Annotated in this window: 21 protein-coding genes; 8 read left to right on the top strand and 13 right to left on the bottom strand. The window is 71.2% G+C overall.

The annotated features are described in order from the left end of the window. The first annotated feature begins 165 nt into the window (after window positions 1–165). The gene (locus OG453_RS16730) at window positions 166–1,185 is read left to right on the top strand and encodes a phosphatase PAP2 family protein (protein ID WP_266868662.1); all 1,020 of its coding nucleotides are present in this window, start codon (window positions 166–168) and stop codon (window positions 1,183–1,185) included. A 104-nt stretch (window positions 1,186–1,289) separates the two neighbouring features. On the opposite strand, the gene OG453_RS16725 is transcribed toward OG453_RS16730, so the two are convergent. Then, the gene (locus tag OG453_RS16725; RefSeq protein ID WP_266868660.1) at window positions 1,290–1,505 is read right to left on the bottom strand and encodes an I78 family peptidase inhibitor; all 216 of its coding nucleotides are present in this window, start codon (window positions 1,503–1,505) and stop codon (window positions 1,290–1,292) included. Between the two features lie 415 nt (window positions 1,506–1,920). Between OG453_RS16725 and ctaD the strand changes: the two genes are divergently transcribed. After that, window positions 1,921–3,645, top strand: a complete 1,725-nt coding sequence (ctaD, locus tag OG453_RS16720; RefSeq protein ID WP_266868658.1) for a cytochrome c oxidase subunit I — start codon at window positions 1,921–1,923, stop codon at window positions 3,643–3,645. Here the strand turns inward: ctaD and OG453_RS16715 are convergent. The 5 genes from OG453_RS16715 to OG453_RS16695 form a co-directional block, all read right to left on the bottom strand. Further along, the gene (locus tag OG453_RS16715; protein ID WP_266868656.1) at window positions 3,560–4,564 is read right to left on the bottom strand and encodes a YafY family protein; all 1,005 of its coding nucleotides are present in this window, start codon (window positions 4,562–4,564) and stop codon (window positions 3,560–3,562) included. The two genes, ctaD and OG453_RS16715, sit on opposite strands and share 86 nt — an antisense overlap. 58 nt (window positions 4,565–4,622) lie before the next feature. After that, window positions 4,623–5,498 carry a hypothetical protein gene (locus OG453_RS16710; protein ID WP_266868655.1) on the bottom strand — a complete coding sequence of 292 codons (876 nt, stop codon included), beginning with the start codon at window positions 5,496–5,498 and terminating at the stop codon, window positions 4,623–4,625. Then, complete coding sequence (locus OG453_RS16705; protein WP_266868654.1) at window positions 5,495–6,760, bottom strand: glycosyltransferase family 4 protein; 1,266 nt, start codon at window positions 6,758–6,760, stop codon at window positions 5,495–5,497. The genes OG453_RS16710 and OG453_RS16705 overlap by 4 nt, the downstream gene beginning before the upstream one ends. A 163-nt stretch (window positions 6,761–6,923) precedes the next feature. Beyond that, on the bottom strand, window positions 6,924–8,210 hold the full coding sequence (locus OG453_RS16700; protein WP_266868652.1) for an ABC transporter substrate-binding protein: 1,287 nt from the start codon (window positions 8,208–8,210) through the stop codon (window positions 6,924–6,926). Next, complete coding sequence (locus OG453_RS16695) at window positions 8,185–8,754, bottom strand: hypothetical protein (protein ID WP_266868651.1); 570 nt, start codon at window positions 8,752–8,754, stop codon at window positions 8,185–8,187. The genes OG453_RS16700 and OG453_RS16695 overlap by 26 nt, the downstream gene beginning before the upstream one ends. A gap of 133 nt (window positions 8,755–8,887) precedes the next feature. Here OG453_RS16695 and OG453_RS16690 point away from each other — a divergent pair, with 133 nt between their 5' ends. The 3 genes from OG453_RS16690 to OG453_RS16680 are packed head-to-tail and all read left to right on the top strand — an operon-like array spanning window position 8,888 to window position 13,096. Further along, window positions 8,888–9,397, top strand: a complete 510-nt coding sequence (locus OG453_RS16690) for a hypothetical protein (protein ID WP_266868650.1) — start codon at window positions 8,888–8,890, stop codon at window positions 9,395–9,397. A gap of 4 nt (window positions 9,398–9,401) precedes the next feature. Beyond that, entirely contained in the window at window positions 9,402–12,413 is a 3,012-nt protein-coding gene (locus tag OG453_RS16685; protein ID WP_266868648.1) for an ATP-binding cassette domain-containing protein, read from the top strand. Then, window positions 12,410–13,096 carry an ATP-binding cassette domain-containing protein gene (locus OG453_RS16680; protein WP_266868646.1) on the top strand — a complete coding sequence of 229 codons (687 nt, stop codon included), beginning with the start codon at window positions 12,410–12,412 and terminating at the stop codon, window positions 13,094–13,096. Before OG453_RS16685 ends, OG453_RS16680 begins: the two co-directional genes overlap by 4 nt. Window positions 13,097–13,098: 2 nt before the next feature. Here OG453_RS16680 and OG453_RS16675 read toward each other — a convergent pair whose 3' ends face one another. Together OG453_RS16675 and OG453_RS16670 are read right to left on the bottom strand one after the other, a co-directional pair. Next, entirely contained in the window at window positions 13,099–13,719 is a 621-nt protein-coding gene (locus OG453_RS16675; protein WP_266869898.1) for a transglycosylase family protein, read from the bottom strand. Window positions 13,720–13,844: 125 nt separating this feature from the next. Continuing rightward, window positions 13,845–14,465 carry a transglycosylase family protein gene (locus tag OG453_RS16670; protein WP_266868644.1) on the bottom strand — a complete coding sequence of 207 codons (621 nt, stop codon included), beginning with the start codon at window positions 14,463–14,465 and terminating at the stop codon, window positions 13,845–13,847. Window positions 14,466–14,987: 522 nt separating this feature from the next. Here OG453_RS16670 and OG453_RS16665 point away from each other — a divergent pair. Continuing rightward, on the top strand, window positions 14,988–15,767 hold the full coding sequence (locus tag OG453_RS16665) for a hypothetical protein (RefSeq protein WP_266868642.1): 780 nt from the start codon (window positions 14,988–14,990) through the stop codon (window positions 15,765–15,767). Between the two features lie 173 nt (window positions 15,768–15,940). Continuing rightward, window positions 15,941–16,240 (top strand): hypothetical protein, encoded by a 300-nt coding sequence (locus OG453_RS16660; RefSeq protein WP_323178636.1) that lies wholly within the window; start codon window positions 15,941–15,943, stop codon window positions 16,238–16,240. A gap of 91 nt (window positions 16,241–16,331) precedes the next feature. Here the strand turns inward: OG453_RS16660 and der are convergent, their stop codons facing one another. From der to aroH, 5 genes are all read right to left on the bottom strand, one after another. Next, window positions 16,332–17,801: a ribosome biogenesis GTPase Der gene (der, locus tag OG453_RS16655; RefSeq protein ID WP_266868639.1), complete on the bottom strand. Its 1,470-nt coding sequence runs from the start codon at window positions 17,799–17,801 to the stop codon at window positions 16,332–16,334. 79 nt (window positions 17,802–17,880) lie between these two features. Continuing rightward, complete coding sequence (locus tag OG453_RS16650; RefSeq protein ID WP_266868637.1) at window positions 17,881–18,567, bottom strand: 1-acyl-sn-glycerol-3-phosphate acyltransferase; 687 nt, start codon at window positions 18,565–18,567, stop codon at window positions 17,881–17,883. Next, entirely contained in the window at window positions 18,525–19,220 is a 696-nt protein-coding gene (gene cmk, locus OG453_RS16645; RefSeq protein ID WP_266868635.1) for a (d)CMP kinase, read from the bottom strand. The genes OG453_RS16650 and cmk overlap by 43 nt, the downstream gene beginning before the upstream one ends. A gap of 89 nt (window positions 19,221–19,309) precedes the next feature. Then, a complete protein-coding gene (locus OG453_RS16640; protein ID WP_266868633.1) occupies window positions 19,310–20,395 on the bottom strand; it encodes a prephenate dehydrogenase in 1,086 nt (361 codons plus the stop codon). Then, window positions 20,392–20,754: a chorismate mutase gene (gene aroH / locus OG453_RS16635; RefSeq protein WP_266868631.1), complete on the bottom strand. Its 363-nt coding sequence runs from the start codon at window positions 20,752–20,754 to the stop codon at window positions 20,392–20,394. The genes OG453_RS16640 and aroH overlap by 4 nt, the downstream gene beginning before the upstream one ends. Window positions 20,755–21,034: 280 nt before the next feature. Here aroH and OG453_RS16630 point away from each other — a divergent pair, with 280 nt between their 5' ends. Next, a complete protein-coding gene (locus OG453_RS16630) occupies window positions 21,035–21,718 on the top strand; it encodes a hypothetical protein (RefSeq protein WP_266868630.1) in 684 nt (227 codons plus the stop codon). The last annotated feature ends 19 nt before the right edge of the window (window positions 21,719–21,737 follow it).

Genomic DNA, 21,737 nt, shown 5'->3' with positions numbered 1-21,737 from the left:
ATAAAACTGCTGCGATAATGATCAAAGAATTGGGTAAGGAGATCGTCGCGGAATAGGGAAAGGCAGGGAATAAGTCCCCGTCTGAGATCAATGCCACATCACATCGTCATCACAAAGCCACTGATTCGGCCTAGTTCCGCACTCACTCGCTGTAACGTCGATTGAGTGCGTACCGAACGAAACCTCACCCGTCTGGATCGGGTCTTCGCCCGGCTAGACCGTGAGCCGGAGCGACCGGCCGGCCTCGATGTGCCGAGGATGAGCAGGCACCGGATCGTGCTCTTCAGCGCGACCCTGGCCTTCTACCTCGCCATCGTGGTCGCCGTGCTGACCACTTCTTGGCTGGTGCGGTTCGACTGGCAGGTCATGTTCTTCCGGCCCTATCAGCAGTGGCCCGAGATCCACGCGTTCCTCGACTACTGGGTGGTCCTCGGCCAGCGCGGCCCGACCGCCGTGATGGTCGCGGCCTGGCTGGGCTGGCGCTCCTGGCGGCAGCACACCATCCGCCCGCTCCTGATGTTCGGCGCCTCCCTGCTGCTGCTCAACGTCACCGTCGGCGCGGCCAAGATCGGCATGGGCCGCCTCGGCCCGCACTACGCCACCACGATCGGCGCCCACGAGATGGGGCTCGGCGGCGATATATTCCCCAGCGGCCACACCGCCAACGCGGTCGTGACCTGGGGAATCCTGGCCTACCTTGCCTCCACCCCGGTCACCCGCCGCTATCTGTCGGCGCTCTCCGCCGTGGTCTCCCTCAGCGTGGGTCTGACCACCGTCTACCTCGGTACGCACTGGCTGAGCGATGTGCTGCTCGGCTGGGCCGCCGGTCTGCTGATCCTGCTCGCCCTGCCCTGGGTGGAGCCGCTGATCGCCCGGATCGAGGGCTGGATCTTCAGCCTGCGGGAGAGCTGGCGCGAGCGTCGCACCGGTGCCGCGGCCCCGGCCGCCCCGCTGCCCGCGCCCGTGCCGCACCCCGGTGGGCCGGTCGACGAGCCGCCGGTCCTCGAGCCGGTCGGCGCCACGCGCCCCGCCCGCGCCCCGGCCTACCTCGCGCCGGGACCGCACACACCGCGCTCCGAGCGCAGCCCGGTCACCCCGGCGGGCAGCCGCCGCCCGCCGCACTCCGAGCGGGGCTCGCGCCCCGCATCGTCGGCCCGCCCGATGGCGGGCGGTCCGACCTCCTAGCAGCGGGGACGGTACGCACAACCACACCCCCGCACGGCGAAGGCCCCGGTTCCCTCACAGGAGCCGGGGCCTTCGCCGTGCGCGCGGTCGGCCGGAAGCGGCCTTCAGCCCTTCCAGCAGCGGATCACGACGCCTTCCTTGACCTCGAAGTTGAGCCGCCCCGCGAGGTACTCCATGGTGATGATCGCGCCCGGCGGCAGCGACCTGACGGTGGACCAGCCACGCTCGCGGGCCTGCCGCTCGGCGCCTTCGGCGGCCAGGCCGACGTAGGCGTCCGGAGTGTCCTGGGGTTCGGCGGGAGGGGTCGGAATAGGTGCCATGGCCGCCACGTTAGGCGGCGCGGCCCCGCCGGGGAAGGCCGGGGCCGGACACCATGCGTCACCTATCCCACCCCGGTCACGCTTTTGTCACAGCATCACGACGCCCGTTTCACCCGAAGTCCGTCACACGTACGGGCGGTTCCGTACGCGTCCGGAAGTGATTCATGGATTTCCCACAGGCTCCCCGAGACACTTCTGATACGGCGCGAATGGGGCGGCCAAAAGGTCGGCGAGTTGCCTTTACAGACCCTCCGCATTTCCGAATCGTGGTCGGTCCACAGGATGTGACGCCGCATAGGGAATTCAGGGTTCCGGCACAGCGGGCCGGTACGCCCTCTGTCGGAGTCGGGTGTGACGCGAGCATCATGGCGGGTGCTTCGGTCAGGCCCAGGGCGCGACGGCGAAGGGGCAGGCGATGGGGACTGAGACCGCACAGGCGGCGGCACCACCGGTCCGGGAGAGGCGTCTTGGCCGGGTCCTCGTGGACTGGCTGACCACCACCGACCACAAGAAGATCGGTCATCTGTACCTGATCACGTCGTTCGTGTTCTTCCTGGCCGCCGGCGTGATGGCGCTGATGATGCGGGCCGAGCTCGCCCGCCCCGGGCTGCAGCTGATGTCGAACAACGAGTTCAACCAGATGTTCACCCTGCACGGCACGATCATGCTGCTGCTCTTCGCGACCCCGACCTTCGCGGGCTTCGCCAACGAGATCATGCCGCTGCAGATCGGCGCGCCCGACGTCGCCTTCCCACGCCTGAACATGCTCTCGTACTGGCTGTTCCTCTTCGGCGGCCTGATGGTGCTCGGCTCACTGCTCGTGCCGAGCGGGCCCGCCGCCTTCGGCTGGTTCGCCTACGCCCCGCTCAACAGCCTGGAGCGGTCGCCGGGCATCGGCGCCGACCTGTGGATCATGGGGCTCGCGCTCTCCGGGTTCGGCACGATCCTCGGCTCCGTGAACTTCCTGACGACCATCATCGGGATGCGGGCGCCCGGAATGACGATGTTCCGGATGCCCATCTTCACCTGGAATGTGCTGTTTACGTCGATCCTGGTGCTCATCGCGTTCCCGGTGCTCGCGGCCGCGCTGCTCGTCCTGGAGGCGGACCGGCGCTTCCACTCCATGGTGTTCGCCTCGGAGAACGGCGGTGCGCTGCTGTGGCAGCACCTCTTCTGGTTCTTCGGGCATCCCGAGGTCTACATCATCGCGCTGCCGTTCTTCGGGATCATCAGCGAGATCATCCCGGTGTTCAGCAGGAAGCCGATCTTCGGCTATGTGACGCTGGTCGGCGCGACGATGGCCATCACCGGACTCTCGGTCGTCGTGTGGGCGCACCACATGTTCGCGACGGGCGCGGTCCTGCTGCCCTTCTTCTCCTTCATGTCCTTCCTGATCGCGGTGCCCACCGGGGTGAAGTTCTTCAACTGGACGGGGACGATGCTCAAGGGCTCGCTGTCCTTCGAGACACCGATGCTGTGGGCGGTCGGCTTCCTGGTGAGCTTCCTCTTCGGCGGCCTGACGGGCGTCATCCTGGCCTCGCCGCCCCTGGACTTCCACGTCACCGACTCGTACTTCGTGGTGGCGCACTTCCACTACGTCGTCTTCGGCACCGTCGTCTTCGCGACCTTCGGCGGCTTCTACTTCTGGTGGCCGAAGCTCACCGGGAAGCTGCTGGACGAACGGCTCGGAAAGATCCACTTCTGGACGCTCTTCGTCGGCTTCCACACGACGTTCCTGGTGCAGCACTGGCTGGGCGCCGAGGGCATGCCGCGCCGTTACGCGGACTACCTGGCGGCGGACGGCTTCACCGCGCTCAACACCATCTCGTCGATCGGAGCGTTCCTGCTCGGCATGTCCACGCTGCCGTTCCTCTACAACATCTGGAAGACCGCCAAGTACGGCAAGAAGGTCGAGGTCGACGACCCCTGGGGCTACGGCCGCTCCCTGGAGTGGGCGACCGCCTGCCCGGCGCCGAGGCACAACTTCGTCACGCTGCCCCGGATCCGCTCGGAGTCCCCGGCGTTCGATCTGCACCATCCCGAGTACGCGGCGCTCAAGGCACCGGACGCCCGGCCGCCGGCTCCGCGGACCGAGCCCCCCGCTCCAGAGCCCGGCTCAGCAGGTCCCGCGCCGAGCTGAGCCGGCCGGTGAGGTCGGCCGGCTCGACGACCTCGAACTCGAAGCCCATCAGCAGAACATGGATCACCATGACGTCCAGGCTCATGGCTCCCGTGCGCAGCAGGCAGCTCCCCTCGCTCTCGGCCTCCAGCGTCCCGTCCGACGGGGTGATCCGCCCGGCCGCCGCCTCCAGGGGCACGAGCAGCCGGATCACCGCCTGCGCGGCGTACGCACGGGTGGAGACGCCCTTGGAGACGTACGCGGCGAGGTCGTCGGCGGGCGGGGTGCGCGGGGTGAAGCGCGGGCCGTGCGGCGGTCTCGGCTCGACGCGGTCCGCGCGGAACGTGCGCCAGTCGTCGCGGTCCACGTCCCAGGCGACCAGATACCAGCGCTGCTCGGTGCAGACGAGGCGGTGCGGTTCGACGGTGCGGCGGCTCGAACTGCCGCCGTGGTCGCGGTAGTCGAAGCGCAGCCGCTCCGAGTCCCGGCAGGCGTTCGCGAGTTCGGTGAGGACAGCGGGGTCGACGGCCTGCTGCCGCTGCGGCCTGAGCATCGGCACGGTGAAGGCGTTCAGCGCGCCGACCCGGCGCCGCAGCCTGTCGGGCAGCACCTGCTCCAGCTTGGTCAGGGCGCGTACGGAGCTCTCACCGATGCCCTCGATGCCCTGCCCCGCGGCGGTGCGCAGGCCCACCGCCACCGCGACCGCCTCGTCGTCGTCCAGGAGCAGCGGCGGCAGCTGGGCGCCCGCCCCCAGTTGGTAGCCGCCGCCCGTGCCGGGGCTCGCGTTGACGGGGTAGCCGAGCTCGCGCAGCCGGTCCACGTCACGGCGGACGGTGCGCGGGGTGACGCCGAGCCGGTCGGCCAGGTCAGCCCCCGACCAGTCGCGGTGGGCCTGCAGCAGCGAGAGCAGGCGGAGCAGTCGTGCGGAGGTCTCCAACATGGGGGTGATTGTGCCCGGCGTCGCGGACAGCCACTGTCCTCGACGAGGGCGGAAGGAGTCAGCCCCCGATCACACTCGCCTCGCGAATCCGTACCGAGAGGTCGTTGTCGTTCGTGTAGTACGGGCCCGCCTCAAGCGGCCCGTGCGCCGCCGTCTCGATCCGCGCCGCCGGGTACGTGAAGATCGGCTTCTTGTCCGGTACGTCGTCCAGGAGCCGGGCCAGGCGGATCCGGGGCCCGCTCTCCCCCAGCGGGCGCAGCCAGAGGTCCCACGGCCCCGGGCCGCTCTCGGCGAGCCGGTCGCAGCGAAGGCCGAAGCCGAACTCGGGCCCGTCGGCGGTCAGTTCACAGCTCTCCACCCGGTCGGGCTCGGCCCTGCGGGTCGCCTCGGCGTACGCGGCGCCCGTCACCGCGGTGCCGTAGACCCGCCCGCGCACGGTGACCGCGGCGCCGGTGATCTCGATCTCGCCGATCTCCGCGTGCGGGGCGCGCAGCCAGCTGCGTACGGAGAGGTTGCCCTGCTTGGTGGCGTACGGAATGCGTACGGCGATGTGGCCGCGGGCGCCGCTCGGCGCGCGGTCGACCAGTGAGCGCAGGTCGTTCACGCCCGGCGCGAGGCGGCGCGGTGTGCCGCCCTCGACCTGCGCGTAGGCGTTCCAGCGGCCCTCGGCAAGCTCGACGCTGCTGGGCAGCGCGGCCCGCAGCCTGCCGTCGCCGCCCGGGGACAGCGGAAGCCACACGTCCTCATCAGGGGACGCGGCCTCGCGGCGGCGAAGGAGCAGATGGGCCGAGCCCGCCCCGCCCGGGTCGGTGACGTCGAAGGTCAGACCGCCCGCCGAGTCGGCTATGCAGTCGGCGCGCGGTGCCGCGGCCACATCCTGCCCGCTCCCGGCGTCACAGGGCGTCGAGGCGTCCGAGGTGGCCAAGGCCGTCATGCGGGGGATCCCTTCGTCTGTATGCCGTGTCCGATGTCCCGCAGGGCGTACGCACCGCCGAGCAGCGCGCCGCGCGTGCGGTGCAGCGAGCCGCGCATCCGGCCGCCGAACGAGCTGCCGCGGGCGAGCATTCCGCTGAACATCGCGTCGTAGCGCTCGGCTATCCGGGCCGGGTCGAAGCGTTCGGAGTCCTGGAGCGCCGCACCCGCCATCCGCTGCCGCAGCGAGTCGTTGTTGATCAGTTCGAGCAGTCCGCCCGCGATCGCGTCGGTGTTGCCGACCTCGACGAGGCGCCCGTCGACACCGTTGTCGATGATTTCGCCGGGCCCGTGCGGACAGTCGGTGGCGACGACGGGCAGGCCGCAGCGCATCGCCTCCACGATCGTCATGCCGAAGGACTCCAGGCTGGAGGTGACGGCCGCGATGGAGCCCTTGGCCCACTCGGGCTCGATGGGGTGGGCGGGGCCCATCAGGAACACGTGGTTGTAGAGGCCGAGTTCATCGATCAGGGCGCGCAGCTTCTCCTTCTGCTTGCCGCCGCCGTAGATCCGAAGGCGCCAGTCGGGGCGCTCGCGCCGCACCTTGTCGAAGGCCCTGATCAGCAGGTCGTACCGCTTGACGGGGGCGAGCCGCCCGGCCGCGACGACCCATTTGTGGGAGCCGTCGGCGGGCTCGATGCCCGGCGCGGGCACAGGGTTGGGCACGGCCTGGACATGGACGCCGGGCAGCCGCATCTTGCGGCGGTAGGCGCGGGCGTCGGCCTCGGTCGTCGTGGTCAGGACGTCGAGGCGGGGGTAGACGCTGCGCAACTGGCGGCGCAGTTCCTTGGAGTGGCTGTCGAGCGTGAGGTGCTCCTGGCCCACGCGCAGCGGTCCGCGCGCGGTCTCACGCGCGATGTGCACATTGAGCCCGGGGCGCGTCCCGACCACCACATCGGCGCTCACCGATGCCAGATGCTCGGCGATGCGCCGGTCGGTGAGGGCGCTGTACTGGTCGTAACGCCCTTCCGCGGCAGGGAACGTACGGGCGGGCAACAGGGCGTCGGGGTCCTGCCCTTCGAAACCGGGGCTCTCCTTGCGCATGTCCACGAGGTGGCTGAGCGCGACGCGTGGGTCCGGGGCGAAGACGGGTTCGTCCCGGTGCCGGAAGACGGAGACGATCTCGACGTCGTGCTGCTCGGCGAGGGTGTTCGCCAAGTTGTACGTCGTCCGGATCGTCCCGCCGATTCCATACGCGTTGTGAATCAGGAAAGAGATGTGCATGCGTCCCCGTATCCCCCGCTACCCCGCGGACAGTCCGTCTCGTCCGCCTACCGCAGGGTTAGACGGGGAATCCCGCCAGAGGGTTGGGTTTCATCATCATCTTGTTCCCCAACAGTTGCGCCATCGATAGTCGCCTTCGGGAACTTCTTGGCAGGCACACGCATCATGGCTGGTAGGAGAGCTGGGGCACCTCGAAGCAGTTCTTGTCCATCTCGCCTTGTGTGACCCAGCCCTCACTGTCCTTCCAGCGGGCCACGGACAGACACGTCCTGCGGGTCTTCGGCGGTTCGGCCCGCTGTTCGTAGGTCACCGGGAGCAGCAGCCCGCGCGCGGTGTACGGCTCACCGCGGTTCATGAAGCGGTCGACGCACGCGCGCGTGACGTCGCCCCGGCAGGACTTCGCCGCGTCCGTGAACCACAGGGCGGCGGCCCAGCCCTCGAGGTGCCACTGGGAGAGCGCCTTGCCCTTCAGGGCGGCACGGAACGCGCGTACTTCCGGCTGGTCCTCGTCCTCGTAGTTGCGGCTCGCTCCGGTGGCCCACAGGGCGTTGCGGCAGCGCGGCGCGTCCTTGTAGTCGTCGGCGACGGAGGATGTCCAGTTCTGCACGTTGGTCACCTTGGCGGTGACCTTCGCGCCGACGTCGTCCATCGCCTCGCACAGCTGGGCGTTGCCGTGCGTGTCCATCGCGTCGAAGACGAGGTCGGCGCCCTGTTCCTTCAGGTCGGCCGCCGCGGCGCGGAAGTTGGGCAGCGCGAAGTCGACCTGCTCGGTGACCACCTTGTAGCCCTCGGCCTCCAGGCCGCGTTTGACGAGCCGGGCGTAGGCGGCCGACGCGGACTGGTTGTAGGAGACGACGGCGGCGGTCCGTGCCCCCTGCTCCCGCTTGAAGTAGCGGTAGACCTCGGTGCCGCCGTACAGCTTGCCGTCCCAGCCCGGCTTCCCGTCCCTCGGCGCGAGGCTGCCGTAGATCCCGTACAGATGCGGATACGTGTCGTACGCGGACCCGATCGGCTGTCCCCCGATGTCGGGCACGCGCGCGCCGGAGACGCGGGCGGCCCCGGCGTACTCCATCGACGTGGTGGCGACAAGGGCGACAACCTCCTCCTCGTCGACCAGCTGGTGCACGCACTCGTTGTTGCCGACGCCGCTGCCGCCGTCGTCACAGGTGTGCACCTCGACCTTGCGCCCGTCGATGCCGCCGCGCTCGTTCAGCCGCTCGAAGTACGCCTTCGCCCCGTCCCGCGGCCCGGTGAACGCGGAGCCGCCGACCGGGCTCGTGGCGCTGGTGATGATGCCGACGGGGATCGGCGCACCCCCCTCCCCCGACGGGACGGGGGCCGTGGCCCGGTCCTCGAAGTCGCTCTCGGGCAGCCTGCTGCCGCACCCGGCCACCACGACGAGCAGCGCGGATACGGCGAGGAGCTCAACAGCCCGGACCGGGCGACTCATTGCCGCTCAGCTTCACCAGCGCGCACAGGGTCTTGACGGAGACCTTCCAGGTGTCGTCCTGGTTGACCGAGGTTCCCGAGGCGTCGGGCAGCGCGGTGGCTCCCTTCAACGTCAGCGCGTACGTCACATCCGCCTCGGTCGCGGAGGTGAACTCGACCTTGTTCACCTCGGCGCCGACCTGCTCGCCGCGCTCGTCACCGCTGAAGCTCTCCAGGACGGCGCGCATCTTCGTGCCGTTCTCGAGCAGGGCCTCCTTGTCCTTCATGGAGGTGGCGGGATCGAAGAACTTCTCCCAGTTCTCCTTGACCTGCTTCTCGGCCGCCGCGGGGTCCGCGGGCGCGGTCGCGTCGTCCGAAGGGGGTTGCTGCGTGGACTTCTCGGCCGACGGTTTCGGCGGGGTGCTCTCGCCGCCCCCGCCGCTGTCGTCGCCGCACGCCACGGCGGCCGGAACGATCAGCAGGACCGCGGCAGCCGCCAAAGCCGCGCTCCGCGCCCTTCCCCGCTCGCGATCGATCCCCCGCCTGGGGCTGGTCCAGAGAACCATCTGGCTCACCACCGGGTGTCGGTCCGAGCCATCAGGGCCCGGTTCTTTCAGGGTCAGCTTCCAGAAGGCATAGTGCAAGCCATCGACTGACATGGACAGCCCATCGACGTGACGACATGTCCCAGGGGGCCAAATGCGGGCGGCTCAACCGGTTCGGACAGCTCGTACGGCTCGGCTCCGCGCCGTACGCCCGATCCTCTGGACGGCGTTCGCCGCCCTCGCCGCCGGCGCCGTGCTCAGCGTGATCGGCTGGTATGGCATGTCGGGTGAACGCTTCGCCGAGCGGCAGCTGCCGTATCTGGCGTCCTGCACGGTGCCGGGCGCGGCGCTGATCATCGCAGGGGCGGTGCTCTTCGCCCATGGCAGGAGCGCGCTGGCCGCGGCCCGCGTGGAAGAGCTGTACGGCCTCCTCGTGGCGGCGGGAGCGCCTCCCCCGGTCAGTGAACAGCCGGCCCCCGTCGCGACCAGCGGCGACCTCCTGATGATCCCCGGCGGCACGCTCTGGCACCGGGCCGACTGCCCCCTGGTCGCGGGCAAGCCGGAGGCCGTACCCGCGGACGCCCGCATCCTGGCCACCGGCGACCTGGACCCCTGCCCCATCTGCGAACCACAGGCCCCCGCCGCCCCGTCCCCGGAGCACTGACCCGGTGGCGTCCCTGACGTACGACCTGACGCTGGCCGGGCTCGCGGTCGGCAGCGCGGCCGCCCTCACCGGCATCGGCCTGATCGTCACGTACCGCGCGACGGGCGTGCTCAACTTCGCGCACGGGGCGATCGCGATGGTCTGTGCGTACGTCCTGCGCGAGCTGACGGTCGAGTGGAACTGGCCGCTCTGGCTGGCGACAACGGTCACCCTCCTCCTCATCGCCCCGGCCATCGGCCTGCTCCTGGAGCGAGCGGTCTTCCGCCCCCTTTCGGTCCTCGGCAGCGACCCGGCACAGACCCTGGTGGCGTCCATCGGCGTCTTCGTACTCCTCGTGGGGGGCGCCGCGCTGCTGTGGGGCCCCGGGGCGAAGGCGGACGCGCCCGTGCTCGTCTCGTCGGACCCCTGGGCCCAACTGGCGGTGACCGTGGCGCTCGCGGCGGCCGTCTGGGCGGTCACCCGCTGGACCCGCTTCGGCGGCGAGCTGCGGGCGGTGGTCGACAACCGGTCCCTCGCCGTCCTCGGCGGTATCGACGCGGACCGGGTGGCGGCGGCGGGCTGGGCGTTCGGCGCGTTCACGGCCGGCCTCACCGGAGCGCTGCTCGCCCCCTTCGTACGCCTCGACCCCTACGGCATGCCGCTCCTGGTCATGGAAGTGGTGGCCGTCGCGGTGGCGGCGCGGATGCGGAGCCTGGCGGTCGCGGTCGTGGTGGCCCTGGGCCTCGGGGTGGCCCAGAGCCAGCTGACCCGCCTTCATCCCTCGGGCTGGGCGGAGCCGTTGGTCCAGGCGCTCGGCGCGAACCTCTTCGTGGTGGCGCTGCTCGTCGCGGCCCTGGTGCTCCCCGGCATCGGCGCGCGGACCACGCTCCCGCGCACGGCGACAGCACGCGTGCCGACTCCGCCCGGCGCGTGGATAGTGACGGTGGTCCTCTTCCTCATCCCGCTGGGCTTCGCGGGCTCGGACCTGACGACATCGGTCCAGGTCCCGGCCCTTGCGGTGATCCTGCTCTCCCTGGTGATCGTCACGGGCAGGGGAGGGCAGATCTCCCTGGGCCAGGCGGCGTACGCGGGGCTTGGCGCGCTGTTCACGGCTCTCCTCGCGGCGGGCCGCTTCCCCGGCCTGCCGGAACTCCCCCATCTCCCCGCCCTTGCCGTGGCCGTCCTCCTCGTGGCCCCCCTCGGCCTCCTCACCGGCTGGCCCGCGATCAGCCGCCACGGCCTGGCGCTCGCCCTCGCGACGTTCGCGGTCGGCGTCGGGGTCAGCCGCTTCGTCTTCGCGCAGCCGTACGCGACGTCGGGCCTGAACCTGGACCGCCCCGCGGGCTTCGCGGGGGACCGCGCGTACTACGTACTGGAACTCCTCCTCCTCGCCGCGGCGCTGCTCTTCGCCACGACACTTCGCCGGGGCCGCATGGGCCGCGCCCTGGCCGCGATGCGGGACCACGAGGCGGGGGCGGCGGCCTCGGGCGTCCCGGTCCGCACCCTGAAGCTGACCGCGTTCGTCGCGGGCGCGGCGCTTGCCGCTCTCGGCGGCGGAATGCTGGGCATGGGGCTGCGGGCCTTCGACCCCGCCGCGTACGACCCCGTACGCGGCCTCCTCTGGTTCGCGGCGGTACTGGTCCTGGGCGCGGACAGCCTGCTGGGCGCGCTGGTTGCGGCGGCGCTTCTGGTGGGCCTGGACGCGGGGGCGCGGGGCGGTGTGGCGGCGGCGTTGATCGGCATCCTGGCGGTACTGATCGGCCGCTTCCCCGGCGGTCCTTACGAGGCTCTGCGCTCAGCGACGGCCCGCCTGACCCGGCATCCGACGCTGACCCCCTTGGGCAAGCGGGCCCGCGAGGCCTTGCTCACCGCCACGCCCATCGGCACCCGGCAGTTGGGGCTGTGCCCACCCTTCCCCAAGCTCTCGGCTTCGCTCGAGCAGGGGAGACCCCACTCGCCCTGCGGAACGCCTGCCCACAGCAAGGGCAGCAGGGGCAGCAGGAGCCGCACAGGCGACCGGCCCGCGACGGGAGACGGGCCCGGCACAGGGGACGGTCCCGGAGCCGGGAACGGTCCTGGCGAGGGCGACGAGCGCGGAGACGGAACCGGAACGGGAACCGGAGACGATCCCCGCTCGGACCGGAAGTCGATCCGGCCGGCAGGCGCCCGTGAGACGGGAGGGGACGTGTCGGTATGTCCGCACGGAGCACAGTACGAAGCACTCCCCAGCCGCAGCAGCAAGCCGCTCAGACCGAGATGGCGAGTACGGACATACCGGCGCGGCCCCGCCCCACAACCGAACGAAGGGCGCGACGGCTCCTCACCCCAAACCCCCGTAACCGCTCCCCAGGCTCCCGCAACCCTCGCCGCCCACGACATCACCCTCACCTACAACGGCTTCACCGCCCTGGACCGCGTAACCCTGGCCGTGCCCCCGGGCCACATCACCGCCGTAGTAGGCCCCAACGGCGCGGGCAAGAGCACCCTCTTCCACTGCCTGGCCGGAACCCTCCGCCCCGACTCCGGCCGCATCACCCTCGACGACCGCGACATCACCCACCTCCCCGCCCACACCCGCACCCGCCTCGGCATCGCCCGCACCTTCCAGCAACTGTCGGTCTTCCCGTCCCTGACCATCACCGAGAACGTCCAAGTCGCCGCGGACCAGAGCCGGGCAGACGCCCCGGAGGCCACCACCCACGCCCTCCGCCTCCTCTCCCTGGACGGCCCCACCCGCCACCACCCCGCGGCGGACCTCCCCACCGGCACCCTCCGACGCGTAGAACTCGCGCGAGCCCTGGCGGGCACCCCGCACACCCTCCTCCTGGACGAGCCCGCGGCCGGCCTGGACACCGCCGAGGCGGCCGCCCTCACCCGCCTCCTGCGCGCCCTCGCGGCGGACGGCATGGCGCTGCTCGTGGTGGAGCACGACCTGGACCTGGTGGCGGACCTGGCCGACACCGTGCACGTCATGACGGCGGGCCGCATCATCACATCGGGCCCGCCGACGGAAGTGCTCCACAGGGCAGCACCATGAGCACCGGCATCGCGCTCCACCAGGCCCGCGTCCGCTACGGCCCCCTGGAAGCCCTGCACGGCGTGACCCTCGCCGCCCACCCCCACGGCCTCACCGTCCTCCTCGGCCGCAACGGCTCCGGCCGCACCACCGCCCTGCGCGCCCTGGCCGGCACGGCCCCCCTCTCCGCGGGCACCGTCACCTGGGACGGCAGGGACGTCACCCGGCTCACCCCGCACGAACGCGCGAGGCGAGGCCTGTGCTTCGTACCGGACAGACAGGCGATCTACGGCACCCTCACGGTCCGCGAGAACCTCGGCCTTTCGGCCCCCAAGGGCGACTTCGCCCCCGCCCTGGACGCGTACCCCGAGCTTCGCGCCCTGCTCCCCCGCCGGTCAGGCACCCTCTCCGGCGGCGAGCAGCGCATGCTGGCCCTCTCCCGCGCCCTGCTGGCCCCGGCCCGGGTGATCCTCGTGGACGAGCCCACCCAGGGCATGTCACCGGCGGTGGCGTCCCGGACGTACGAGCTCCTCATGACCCTGGCCCCGGACACCTGCGTGATCACCGCGGAACAGCGACTGCCGCCCGGCGTACGCGAACGCGCGAGCCGGACGGCAGTGGTGGTGCACGAACTGCGCAGGGGCGAGGTCGTGTTCAGCGGCGAGGCGGCGGAGCTGGCCGAAAGACCGCCACCCGGGCCATGACCTCAGGACCGGTTGGCCCCCGCCCGGGGGATGATCAGCTCCGCGCCGACGTTCAGCGCATCGGGACGGCTCCCGACCATCTTCCGGTTGGCCTTGTGGAGGGCCTGCCAGCCGCCCTTGACCTTGTAGCGCCGGGCGATCGAGCTCAGCGTCTCGCCCTTCTTGACCACATGCACCCTGGCGAGCCCGTCCCGGATCTCCTTCGGGATCTTCTTCGAGCACGCGGGCCAGGCGTCCCACCCCTGTCTCCGCAGCACCTTCTCGGCGACCTTGATCTGCTCCTCCTTGGTGGCGAGATCCGCACGCGGCGCGTACTTGAGCCCGCCGTACGCCTTCCAGGTGGGCTGCCAGAACTGCAGCCCTCCGTAGAAGCCGTTCCCGGTGTTCACATTCCACCGTCCGCTGCTCTCGCACTGGGCGAGGCAGGTCCACGGCCCCTCGGTACGGGAGCAGTCGTACGCCGCGGCGGCGGCAGGGGGGCCGGGCAGCGGCGGCGGAGGAGCGGCCGACGCGGCCGCCGGCACAAGCGTCGCCGGCAGGGACACCGCGGTGGCGAGCAGCGCGGCGGGCCACAGCGACCGGAGCCGCTCGATCGACATCGGGAACATCCGCATCGGAAACATCCGCATCGGGTACATCCGGCCACGCTAGGCAGGCCGAGAGCCGCGCAAAGGCGTGCCGCGCCCGCCACGGACACGGCCCCACCCGGTCGGACGACCGGGCAGGGCCATGCCCGAAGCGGTCCGGCTCAGAGGTCGAGCCGCTGCCCCGGCACGATCATGTTCGGATCGCCGCCGATGACCGCCTTGTTCGCGGCGTAGACCTGACGCCAGCCGACACCGTGCTCCGCCGCGATTCTGCTGAGGGTGTCCCCTCGCTCGACGGTGTAGTCACCGCGGCCGGAACCCCGGTCGGTGTGGCTCGGCGTACGGCCGCGCTCCTTCGCGGGCCGTTCCTTCGCGGGCCGCTCCTTGACGGCCTTGGGCGCCGCGGGAGCCGCCGCCCCCGGCGCACTGCCGGACGCTCCCGCCCGTGCCGAGCACGTGGGCCACGCGCCCCACCCCTGAGCGCGCTGCACCTTGGCGGCGACAGCGATCTGCTGCGCCTTGGACGCCTTGTCGGCGGTCGCCGCGTAGGCCCCTCCGCCGTACGCGCGCCAGGTACCGGCGGAGAACTGCAGTCCTCCGTAGTAGCCGTTGCCGGTGTTGATGCTCCAGTTTCCGCCGCTCTCGCACTGAGCGATGCGATCCCACACTCCGCTGTCCGCCGCTCCGGCCTGGCCGGTGGCGGTGAGCAGTCCCAGCGGGGCGAGCAACGCCGCTCCGCCGATCACTGCCGTCCTGCGAACGCGCTTGGGATGTGCGGACATGTATGTCCCTCTCGAAGGACCCAGGCTCCCCCTGGTGCCGTGGTCCCCATCGCGCATCTGACGCCTGAGGTCCACTCCACCCCGTCCGCCGGAGTCGGCACTCTCGTGCCGCGGTGCTTGAGCTGGCTGGTGCGGCCGACGGACGTACCCGAGCGGTGCTCGCTGCACACGAGGGGGGAATCTAGGAGCCCGCCCACCCCGATATCAACCAACTCCTTGTCATTCCAGGCCAGTTGACCGTTACCGCCGGTATCGTCGATTTTCGGCCAGCCACTTAATTCACTGATTTCCGTATTTGTCGACCTGCATCTCAGTGGATCTGTGACCCACCTCACCGCCCCAACTTCCCTGTACGCGCCAGACGTTGGCGCGGAGTGACGGATTCCGCCGGACCACTCACCCTCTGCTGCGGATGGTTCGATTCCGTTCGCCCTCGTGCGTGACTTGCGCCACTGATCGCCCGTTGTCTCCTTATGAGCCGGACACCGCCGGCTCCCACGCATCGATTCCGAGGAGCCACCCGTGCCGCGCATGCTCGACGTCGGCGACGACGTACGCGCCGAGATCGGCGACGAAGAAGCCGACCGGCTGCTCGCCGGTGAGAACGCCCCGGGCAGTTACGACTGCACCTCCTGCCGCACCCCGGGCGACTCGGAGCAGGAACGCACCAGCACGGTCCTGTTCATCGGCGAGGAGACCGCCGTACTCGCCTTCGCCCACGCCACCTGCCTGCCCTCCCAGATCGTCCAGGTCTCCGAGGAGCAGCTCCAGGGCGCCGTTCGCTCGATCACCGGCGATGACGGCACCGGGCCCGCCGGAGGAGTGCCCGCCCAGGCCGTCCTCGGCGTGACCAGCGGTCTCGTCCTCATCGAGGGCGAGCTGCACCCCGCGCTCGTCGTCGAGCCGACCGACGTCATCAGGCGCCCCGTCGCCGCCGCGGGCGGCGGCGACGACTTCCTGCCGCTCCTGATCGAGCAGGGCTTCATGCCGGTGACCTCGCTGGACACCGTGCCCGACGTGCTGCACGGCTGGTCGGTGCTGCTCGCCATGGGCCAGCTGCACGCCGTGCTCCAGCCCGGCGCCGACGGCGGCTCCGTCGCCTGGTGGCAGGCGCACCACCCGCTCCAGGTCACCGAAGCCTGGCGGGCCGCGGCCAACAAGCTGCAGACGGTGCTCCTGTTCGCGGCGCCGGTCGGCTCCATCGGCCGGCAGCCCCGCGAGGACCTGCTGCGCGGCGCCCTGGACAACGCGGCGGCGCACGGGCGCCTGGTGGCGGCTGCGATGCCGCTCGCGGGCACCTGAGCCGACCACTCCCGGGCCGCGCCGCGAGCCGCAAACGCGCCGGTCACACTCCCGGCGCCGCGCGAAAGCGGCGCGGCCCCCCGCATCCGTACGCGCATGGGGTCGTTGGCACATACGTGCACACATACGACGCCACTCGCCACCGGCCCGCTTACCAGAACCCCATCCCGTCCATGCGCTCTGCGCAGGACACCGAGGGCTCCTACTCGGCCACGCCGATCTACGACGCGTTGTTCTCGGAGTACCGCAGGTCGTTCAAGGCCCTGCCGGGTGACCGGAGCGGTGAGGAGGATCTGGGCTTCACGGCCTTCGGCGCCATGCCGTACGGCATGCACCGGGCGGGCGACCGGCAGAGCCCGCGGCACAACACGCTCAGCCAGCTGCATGTGACCCGCTACGGCCAGGAGCAGCACGGCACGGGCCACCAGCAGTTCCCCGCGGCGCTGCCACCGGGACCGCGCAGGGGGCAGTGAGGCACCGCACACGGGTGAGGCCCCGCCTTCTTCGGATTCTTCAAAGAATTCCAAGAAGGCGGGGCCTCACCCGTTCGTTGCTGCGTGGCTGCTACTTCTTGCGGCCGCGCTTCTCGCGCACCCGAACCGAGATGTGGATCGGCGTGCCCTCGAAGCCGAACTCCTCGCGCAGCCTGCGCTCCACGAAGCGGCGGTAGCCGTGCTCGATGAAGCCGGAGGAGAAGAGGACGAAGCGCGGCGGCTTCGTGCCCGCCTGCGTGCCGAAGAGGATGCGGGGCTGCTTGCCGCCGCGCACCGGGTGCGGGTGGGAGGCCACCAGCTCGCCGAGGAAGGCGTTCAGACGGCCCGTCGGGACGCGCGTCTCCCAGCCTTCAAGGGCCGTCTCGATCGCGGGGACCAGCTTGTCCATGTGGCGGCCGGTCGTCGCCGACACATTGACCCGGGGCGCCCACGCGACCTGCTGGAACTCGGTCTCGATCTCCCGTTCCAGGTAGTAGCGGCGCTCCTCGTCGAGGGTGTCCCACTTGTTGTACGCGAGGACGATGGCGCGGCCCGCCTCGACGGCCATCGTCACGATGCGCTGGTCCTGGATGCTGATCGATTCGCTGGCGTCGATCAGGATGACCGCGACCTCCGCCTTCTCGACGGCGGCGGCGGTGCGCAGGGATGCGTAGTAGTCGGCGCCCTGCTGCAGGTGGACGCGCTTGCGGATGCCCGCCGTGTCGACGAACTTCCAGACGATCCCGCCGAGTTCGATGAGCTCGTCGACCGGGTCGCGGGTGGTGCCCGCGAGCTCGTTGACGACCACGCGGTCCTCGTTCGCCACCTTGTTGAGCAGCGAGGACTTGCCGACGTTCGGGCGGCCGATGAGCGCGATGCGGCGCGGTCCTCCGATGGCGGCGCCGAAGGTCTGCTCGGGCGCCTCGGGCAGCGCATCCAGGACGGCGTCCAGCATGTCGCCGGTGCCGCGGCCGTGCAGCGCGGAGACGGGGTGCGGCTCGCCGAGGCCGAGGGACCACAGGGCGGTGGCGTCGGCCTCGCCGGACGGGCCGTCGACCTTGTTGGCGCACAGGACGACCGGCTTGCCCGCCTTGCGGAGCAGCCGGACGACGGCCTCGTCCGTGTCGGTGGCGCCGACGGTGGCGTCCACAACGAAGACGACCGCGTCGGCCGCCTCGATCGCGTACTCGGCCTGGGCGGCGACGGACGCGTCGATGCCGAGCACGTCCTGCTCCCAGCCGCCGGTGTCGACGAGCTTGAAGCGGCGGCCCGCCCACTCCGCCTCGTACGTCACGCGGTCGCGGGTCACGCCGGGGCGGTCCTCGACGACGGCCTCGCGGCGGCCGATGATGCGGTTGACGAGGGTCGACTTGCCGACATTGGGGCGGCCGATGACGGCGAGGACGGGCAGCGGGCCGTGGCCCGCCGCCTCGATCGCGCCCTCGACGTCCTCGACGTCGAAGCCCTCTTCCGCGGCGAGCTCCATGAACTCCGCGTACTCGGCATCGCCAAGCGCACCGTGCTCGTGCTCCGAGCCCTCGGGCTGGATCTGGTCGTTCATGAAGTCCGTACCTCGTCGTTCATCGTGGTGATCGGTGGACCGTCTCTCTCTGGCGACGGGCCACTACTGAAAGTCTCGCTCAGCGCCCGGTCAGGCGCCTGGCGTTCTCCAGGTGGGCGGTGAGCCGCTCCTGGATGCGCACCGTCGCCTCGTCCAGCGCCTTGCGCGTACGCCGTCCGCTGCCGTCGCCCGCTTCGAAGGGGTCTCCGAAGACGACGTCGACCCGGCTGCGCAGCGGCGGCAGCCCCTTTATCAACCGTCCGCGCTTCTCCGTGCTTCCCAGGACCGCGACGGGCACGATCGGCGCTCCGCTGCGTACGGCGAAGTAGGCGAGGCCCGCGCGCAGCGAGGCGAAGTCGCCCTCGCCCCGGGTGCCCTCGGGGAAGATCCCGAGGACGCCGCCGTCCTCCAGGACCCCGAGGGCGCGGGTGATCGCCGTGCGGTCGGCGATCTCACGGTCCACCTTCAGCTGCCCGATGCGGCGCAGGAAGGGGTCGAGGGGGCCGATGAACGCTTCCTTCTTGATGAGGAAGTGCGTGGGCCGCGGGGCCGTGCCCATCACCATCGGACCGTCGACGTTGTGCGAGTGGTTCACGGCCAGGATCGCCGGTCCTGCCGCGGGGACCTTCCAGGCGCCCAGGACGCGGGGCTTCCACAGCCCGTACATGAGGCCGACGCCGATACGGCGGCCGACCTCCGCACCGCGTTCCGATGGAGCCGCAATCACTTCGAGGCCCGCTTCTCCTCGACGAGGGTGACGACGCACTCGATGACCTGCTGGAGCGTGAGCTCGGTGGTGTCTACCTCGACGGCGTTGCCGGCCTTCGCCAGCGGGGACGTCTTGCGGCTGGAGTCGGCCGCGTCCCGCTTGATGAGGGCTTCCTGGGTCGCCTTGACGTCGGCGCCCTTGAGCTCGCCGGAGCGGCGGGCGGCGCGGGCCTCGGGCGAGGCCGTCAGGAAGATCTTCAGGTCGGCGTCGGGCAGGACGGTCGTACCGATGTCACGGCCCTCGACGACGATGCCCTTCTCGGCGGACGCGGCGATGGAGCGCTGCAGGTCCGTGATCCGGGCGCGGACCTCGGGCACGGCGCTGACGGCGCTGACCTTGGAGGTGACCTCGGTCGTGCGGATCGGGCCCGCGACGTCCGTGCCGTCGACCGTGATGGTCGGGGCGGACGGGTCGGTGCCGGAGATGATCTCGGGCTTCTGGGCGGCCGCGGCGATGGCGCTCGGGTCCGTCAGCTCGATGCCGTTGCTCACCATCCACCAGGTGATCGCGCGGTACTGGGCGCCGGTGTCCAGGTAGCTGAGGCCGAGCTGGGCGGCGACGGCCTTGGAGGTGCTCGACTTGCCCGTGCCGGAGGGTCCGTCGATGGCGACGATGACGGCAGCCTGGGTGGCGGTTTCGGCGGTTTCCACGGGGTGCGGGCACCTTTCTCAGGACGCGGGGCAAGGAGGCGGGGCGCAGACACGCCCCGCACAAGGTTACTGGCTCCCGCGAGCGCCTCTTACTGCCGGATGGCCCAGCCCCGCTCCCGCAGTGCCGCGCTCAGCACCGGCACCGCCTTCGGCTCCACCATCAGCTGGACCAGGCCCGCCTGCTGCCCGGTCGCGTGCTCGATGCGTACGTCCTCGATGTTGACCCCGGCGCGGTCCGCGTCGGCGAAGATCCGGGCCAGCTGTCCTGGCTGGTCGTCGATGAGCACGGCGACGATCTCGTACGTGGCCGGCGCCGCCCCGTGCTTGCCCGGTACCCGGACCTGCCCGGCGTTGCCACGCCGCAGCATGCCCTCGACTCCGGCCGCGCCGTCCCGCCGCTTGGACTCGTCCGCCGACTGCAGGGCGCGCAGCGCGGTCACCGTCTCGTCCAGGTCGGTGGCGACCGCCGCGAGGAGGTCGGCCACCGGGCCGGGATTCGCGGACAGGATGTCGATCCACATCCCCGGGTCGGACGCGGCGATGCGCGTGACGTCACGGATACCCTGGCCGCACAGGCGCACCGCCGTCTCCTCGGCGTCCTCCAGGCGGGCGGCGACCATGCTGGACACGAGGTGCGGCATGTGCGAGACGAGCGCGACCGCGCGGTCGTGCGCCTCGGCGTCCATGACGACCGGCACCGCACGGCAGAGCGCGACCAGTTCGAGGGCGAGGTTGAGGACCTCGGTGTCGGTGTCCCGGGTCGGGGTCAGCACCCACGGCCGCCCCTCGAAGAGGTCGGCGGTGGCGGCCAGGGGGCCACTGCGCTCCCGGCCGGACATGGGGTGCGTACCGATGTACGGGGTGAGGTCGAGGCCGAGCGCCTCCAGCTCACGGCGCGGCCCGCCCTTGACGCTGGCCACGTCGAGGTAGCCGCGCGCCGCCCCGCGCCCCATGACGTCGGCCAGGGTCGCGGCGACATGCGCCGGCGGCACGGCGACGACGCAGAGGTCGACGCGGCCCTCGGGCTCCTCGTCCGTGCCTGCGCCGAGCGCGGCCGCCGTGCGGGCCTGCCCGGGGTCGTGGTCGGCGAGGTGCACGGTCACACCGCGCGAGACGAGCGCCAGCGCGGCGGAGGTGCCGATCAGGCCGGTGCCGATGACGAGGGCGGTTCTCACTGGGCGATGTCCTTGCGAAGGGTGGCAGCTGCGCCGAGGTAGACGTGCGTGATCTCGGAGCGGGGCTTGTCGGTCTCGATGTGCGCGAGGACCCGGACGACGCGGGGCATCGCGCCGTTGATCTCCAGTTCCTGCGCGCAGATCAGCGGGACGTCCACGATGCCCAGCTTGCGCGCGGCCGCGGCCGGGAAGTCGGAGTGCAGATCGGGCGTCGCCGTGAACCAGATGCTGATCAGGTCGTCCTGGGTCAGTCCGTTCCGCTCGAGGATGGCGGTGAGCAGCTCGCTGACCTGCTCGTCCATGTGGTCGGCCGCGTCCCGCTTCAGTTGGACGGCGCCCCGGACCGCTCGTACCGCCACAGTGCTGCTCCTCGCTCGTGTATCTACGACTTGCTGTGCTCACAAGGGTAGTCAGGGCCCCGGGGACGAGTGCGCGGCGCCCGCCTGCCGAGACGGACGCCGCGTGGTTGTCGCCCGTGCCGCGCCGCCCAGGGGCGGGACCTCGGACCCTGCCAATGTCGCCCTGATCGCCTTCTGTCGCCACTTGGAACGATCCGTGACGGTTCAGCCCTGGACGCAGGGGGCGCGCGTCCGCTTGCATGGAGGAGCCGGCACGGCCCACGCCTCGGGGGAGGCCCGTATGAAGCGCTCGGGACCGCTGTACACGCTTCTCGGGGGGCTGCTGCTGGCCCTGTTCATGCTGTCGCTCAACGCGACCACGGGGACGGGCAATTCGTCGTACGGAGAGGACTCGCCCGGTGCCGCGTCACCGGCGCCCTCGTCTCCGGCGCCCTCCAAGAGCGACCCTTCCAAGAGTCCGACCGACGATCCTTCGAAGGAGCCGTCGAAGAAGCCGCCGGCCAAGGCCGAGTACGCGGGCCGTACGGACGACGACACCTCGGCCGTCTCCATCTCGATCCGTGACGGCAAGGCCATCGCGTACTTCTGCGACGGACGGAACACGGAATCCTGGCTGAAGGGCAACGTCGAGGACGACGGCTCGATGCGGCTGACCGGCAAGCACGGCGCGAAGCTGGACGGCACCCTGCGCGACGACGACAAGGTCCGCGGCACGGTCGACATCGACAAGAAGACATGGGACTTCACCGCGGACCGGGCGAAGAAGCCCTCCGGCCTGTACCGCGCGACCACCGAGGTGCGCGGCGCCGAGGTCGACGGCGGCTGGATCGTGCTGCCCGACGGCAGCCAGGTCGGCATCCTCAAGCGCGACGGCAAGCCCGCGCCCGCCCCGCGCCTGGACCCGGAGACCGGCGCCGTGCCCTTCGACGGCGGCCGCCTCACCGCCCGCCCCGTCGTGCCCTGACCCGCCCGCACCCCGACCC

The organism is Streptomyces sp. NBC_01381, assembly GCF_026340305.1.
Classification (GTDB): Bacteria; Actinomycetota; Actinomycetes; order Streptomycetales; family Streptomycetaceae; genus Streptomyces.
Note: the sequence above shows the minus strand (reverse complement) of the source record. Positions and strands in the feature narration are given on the sequence as shown.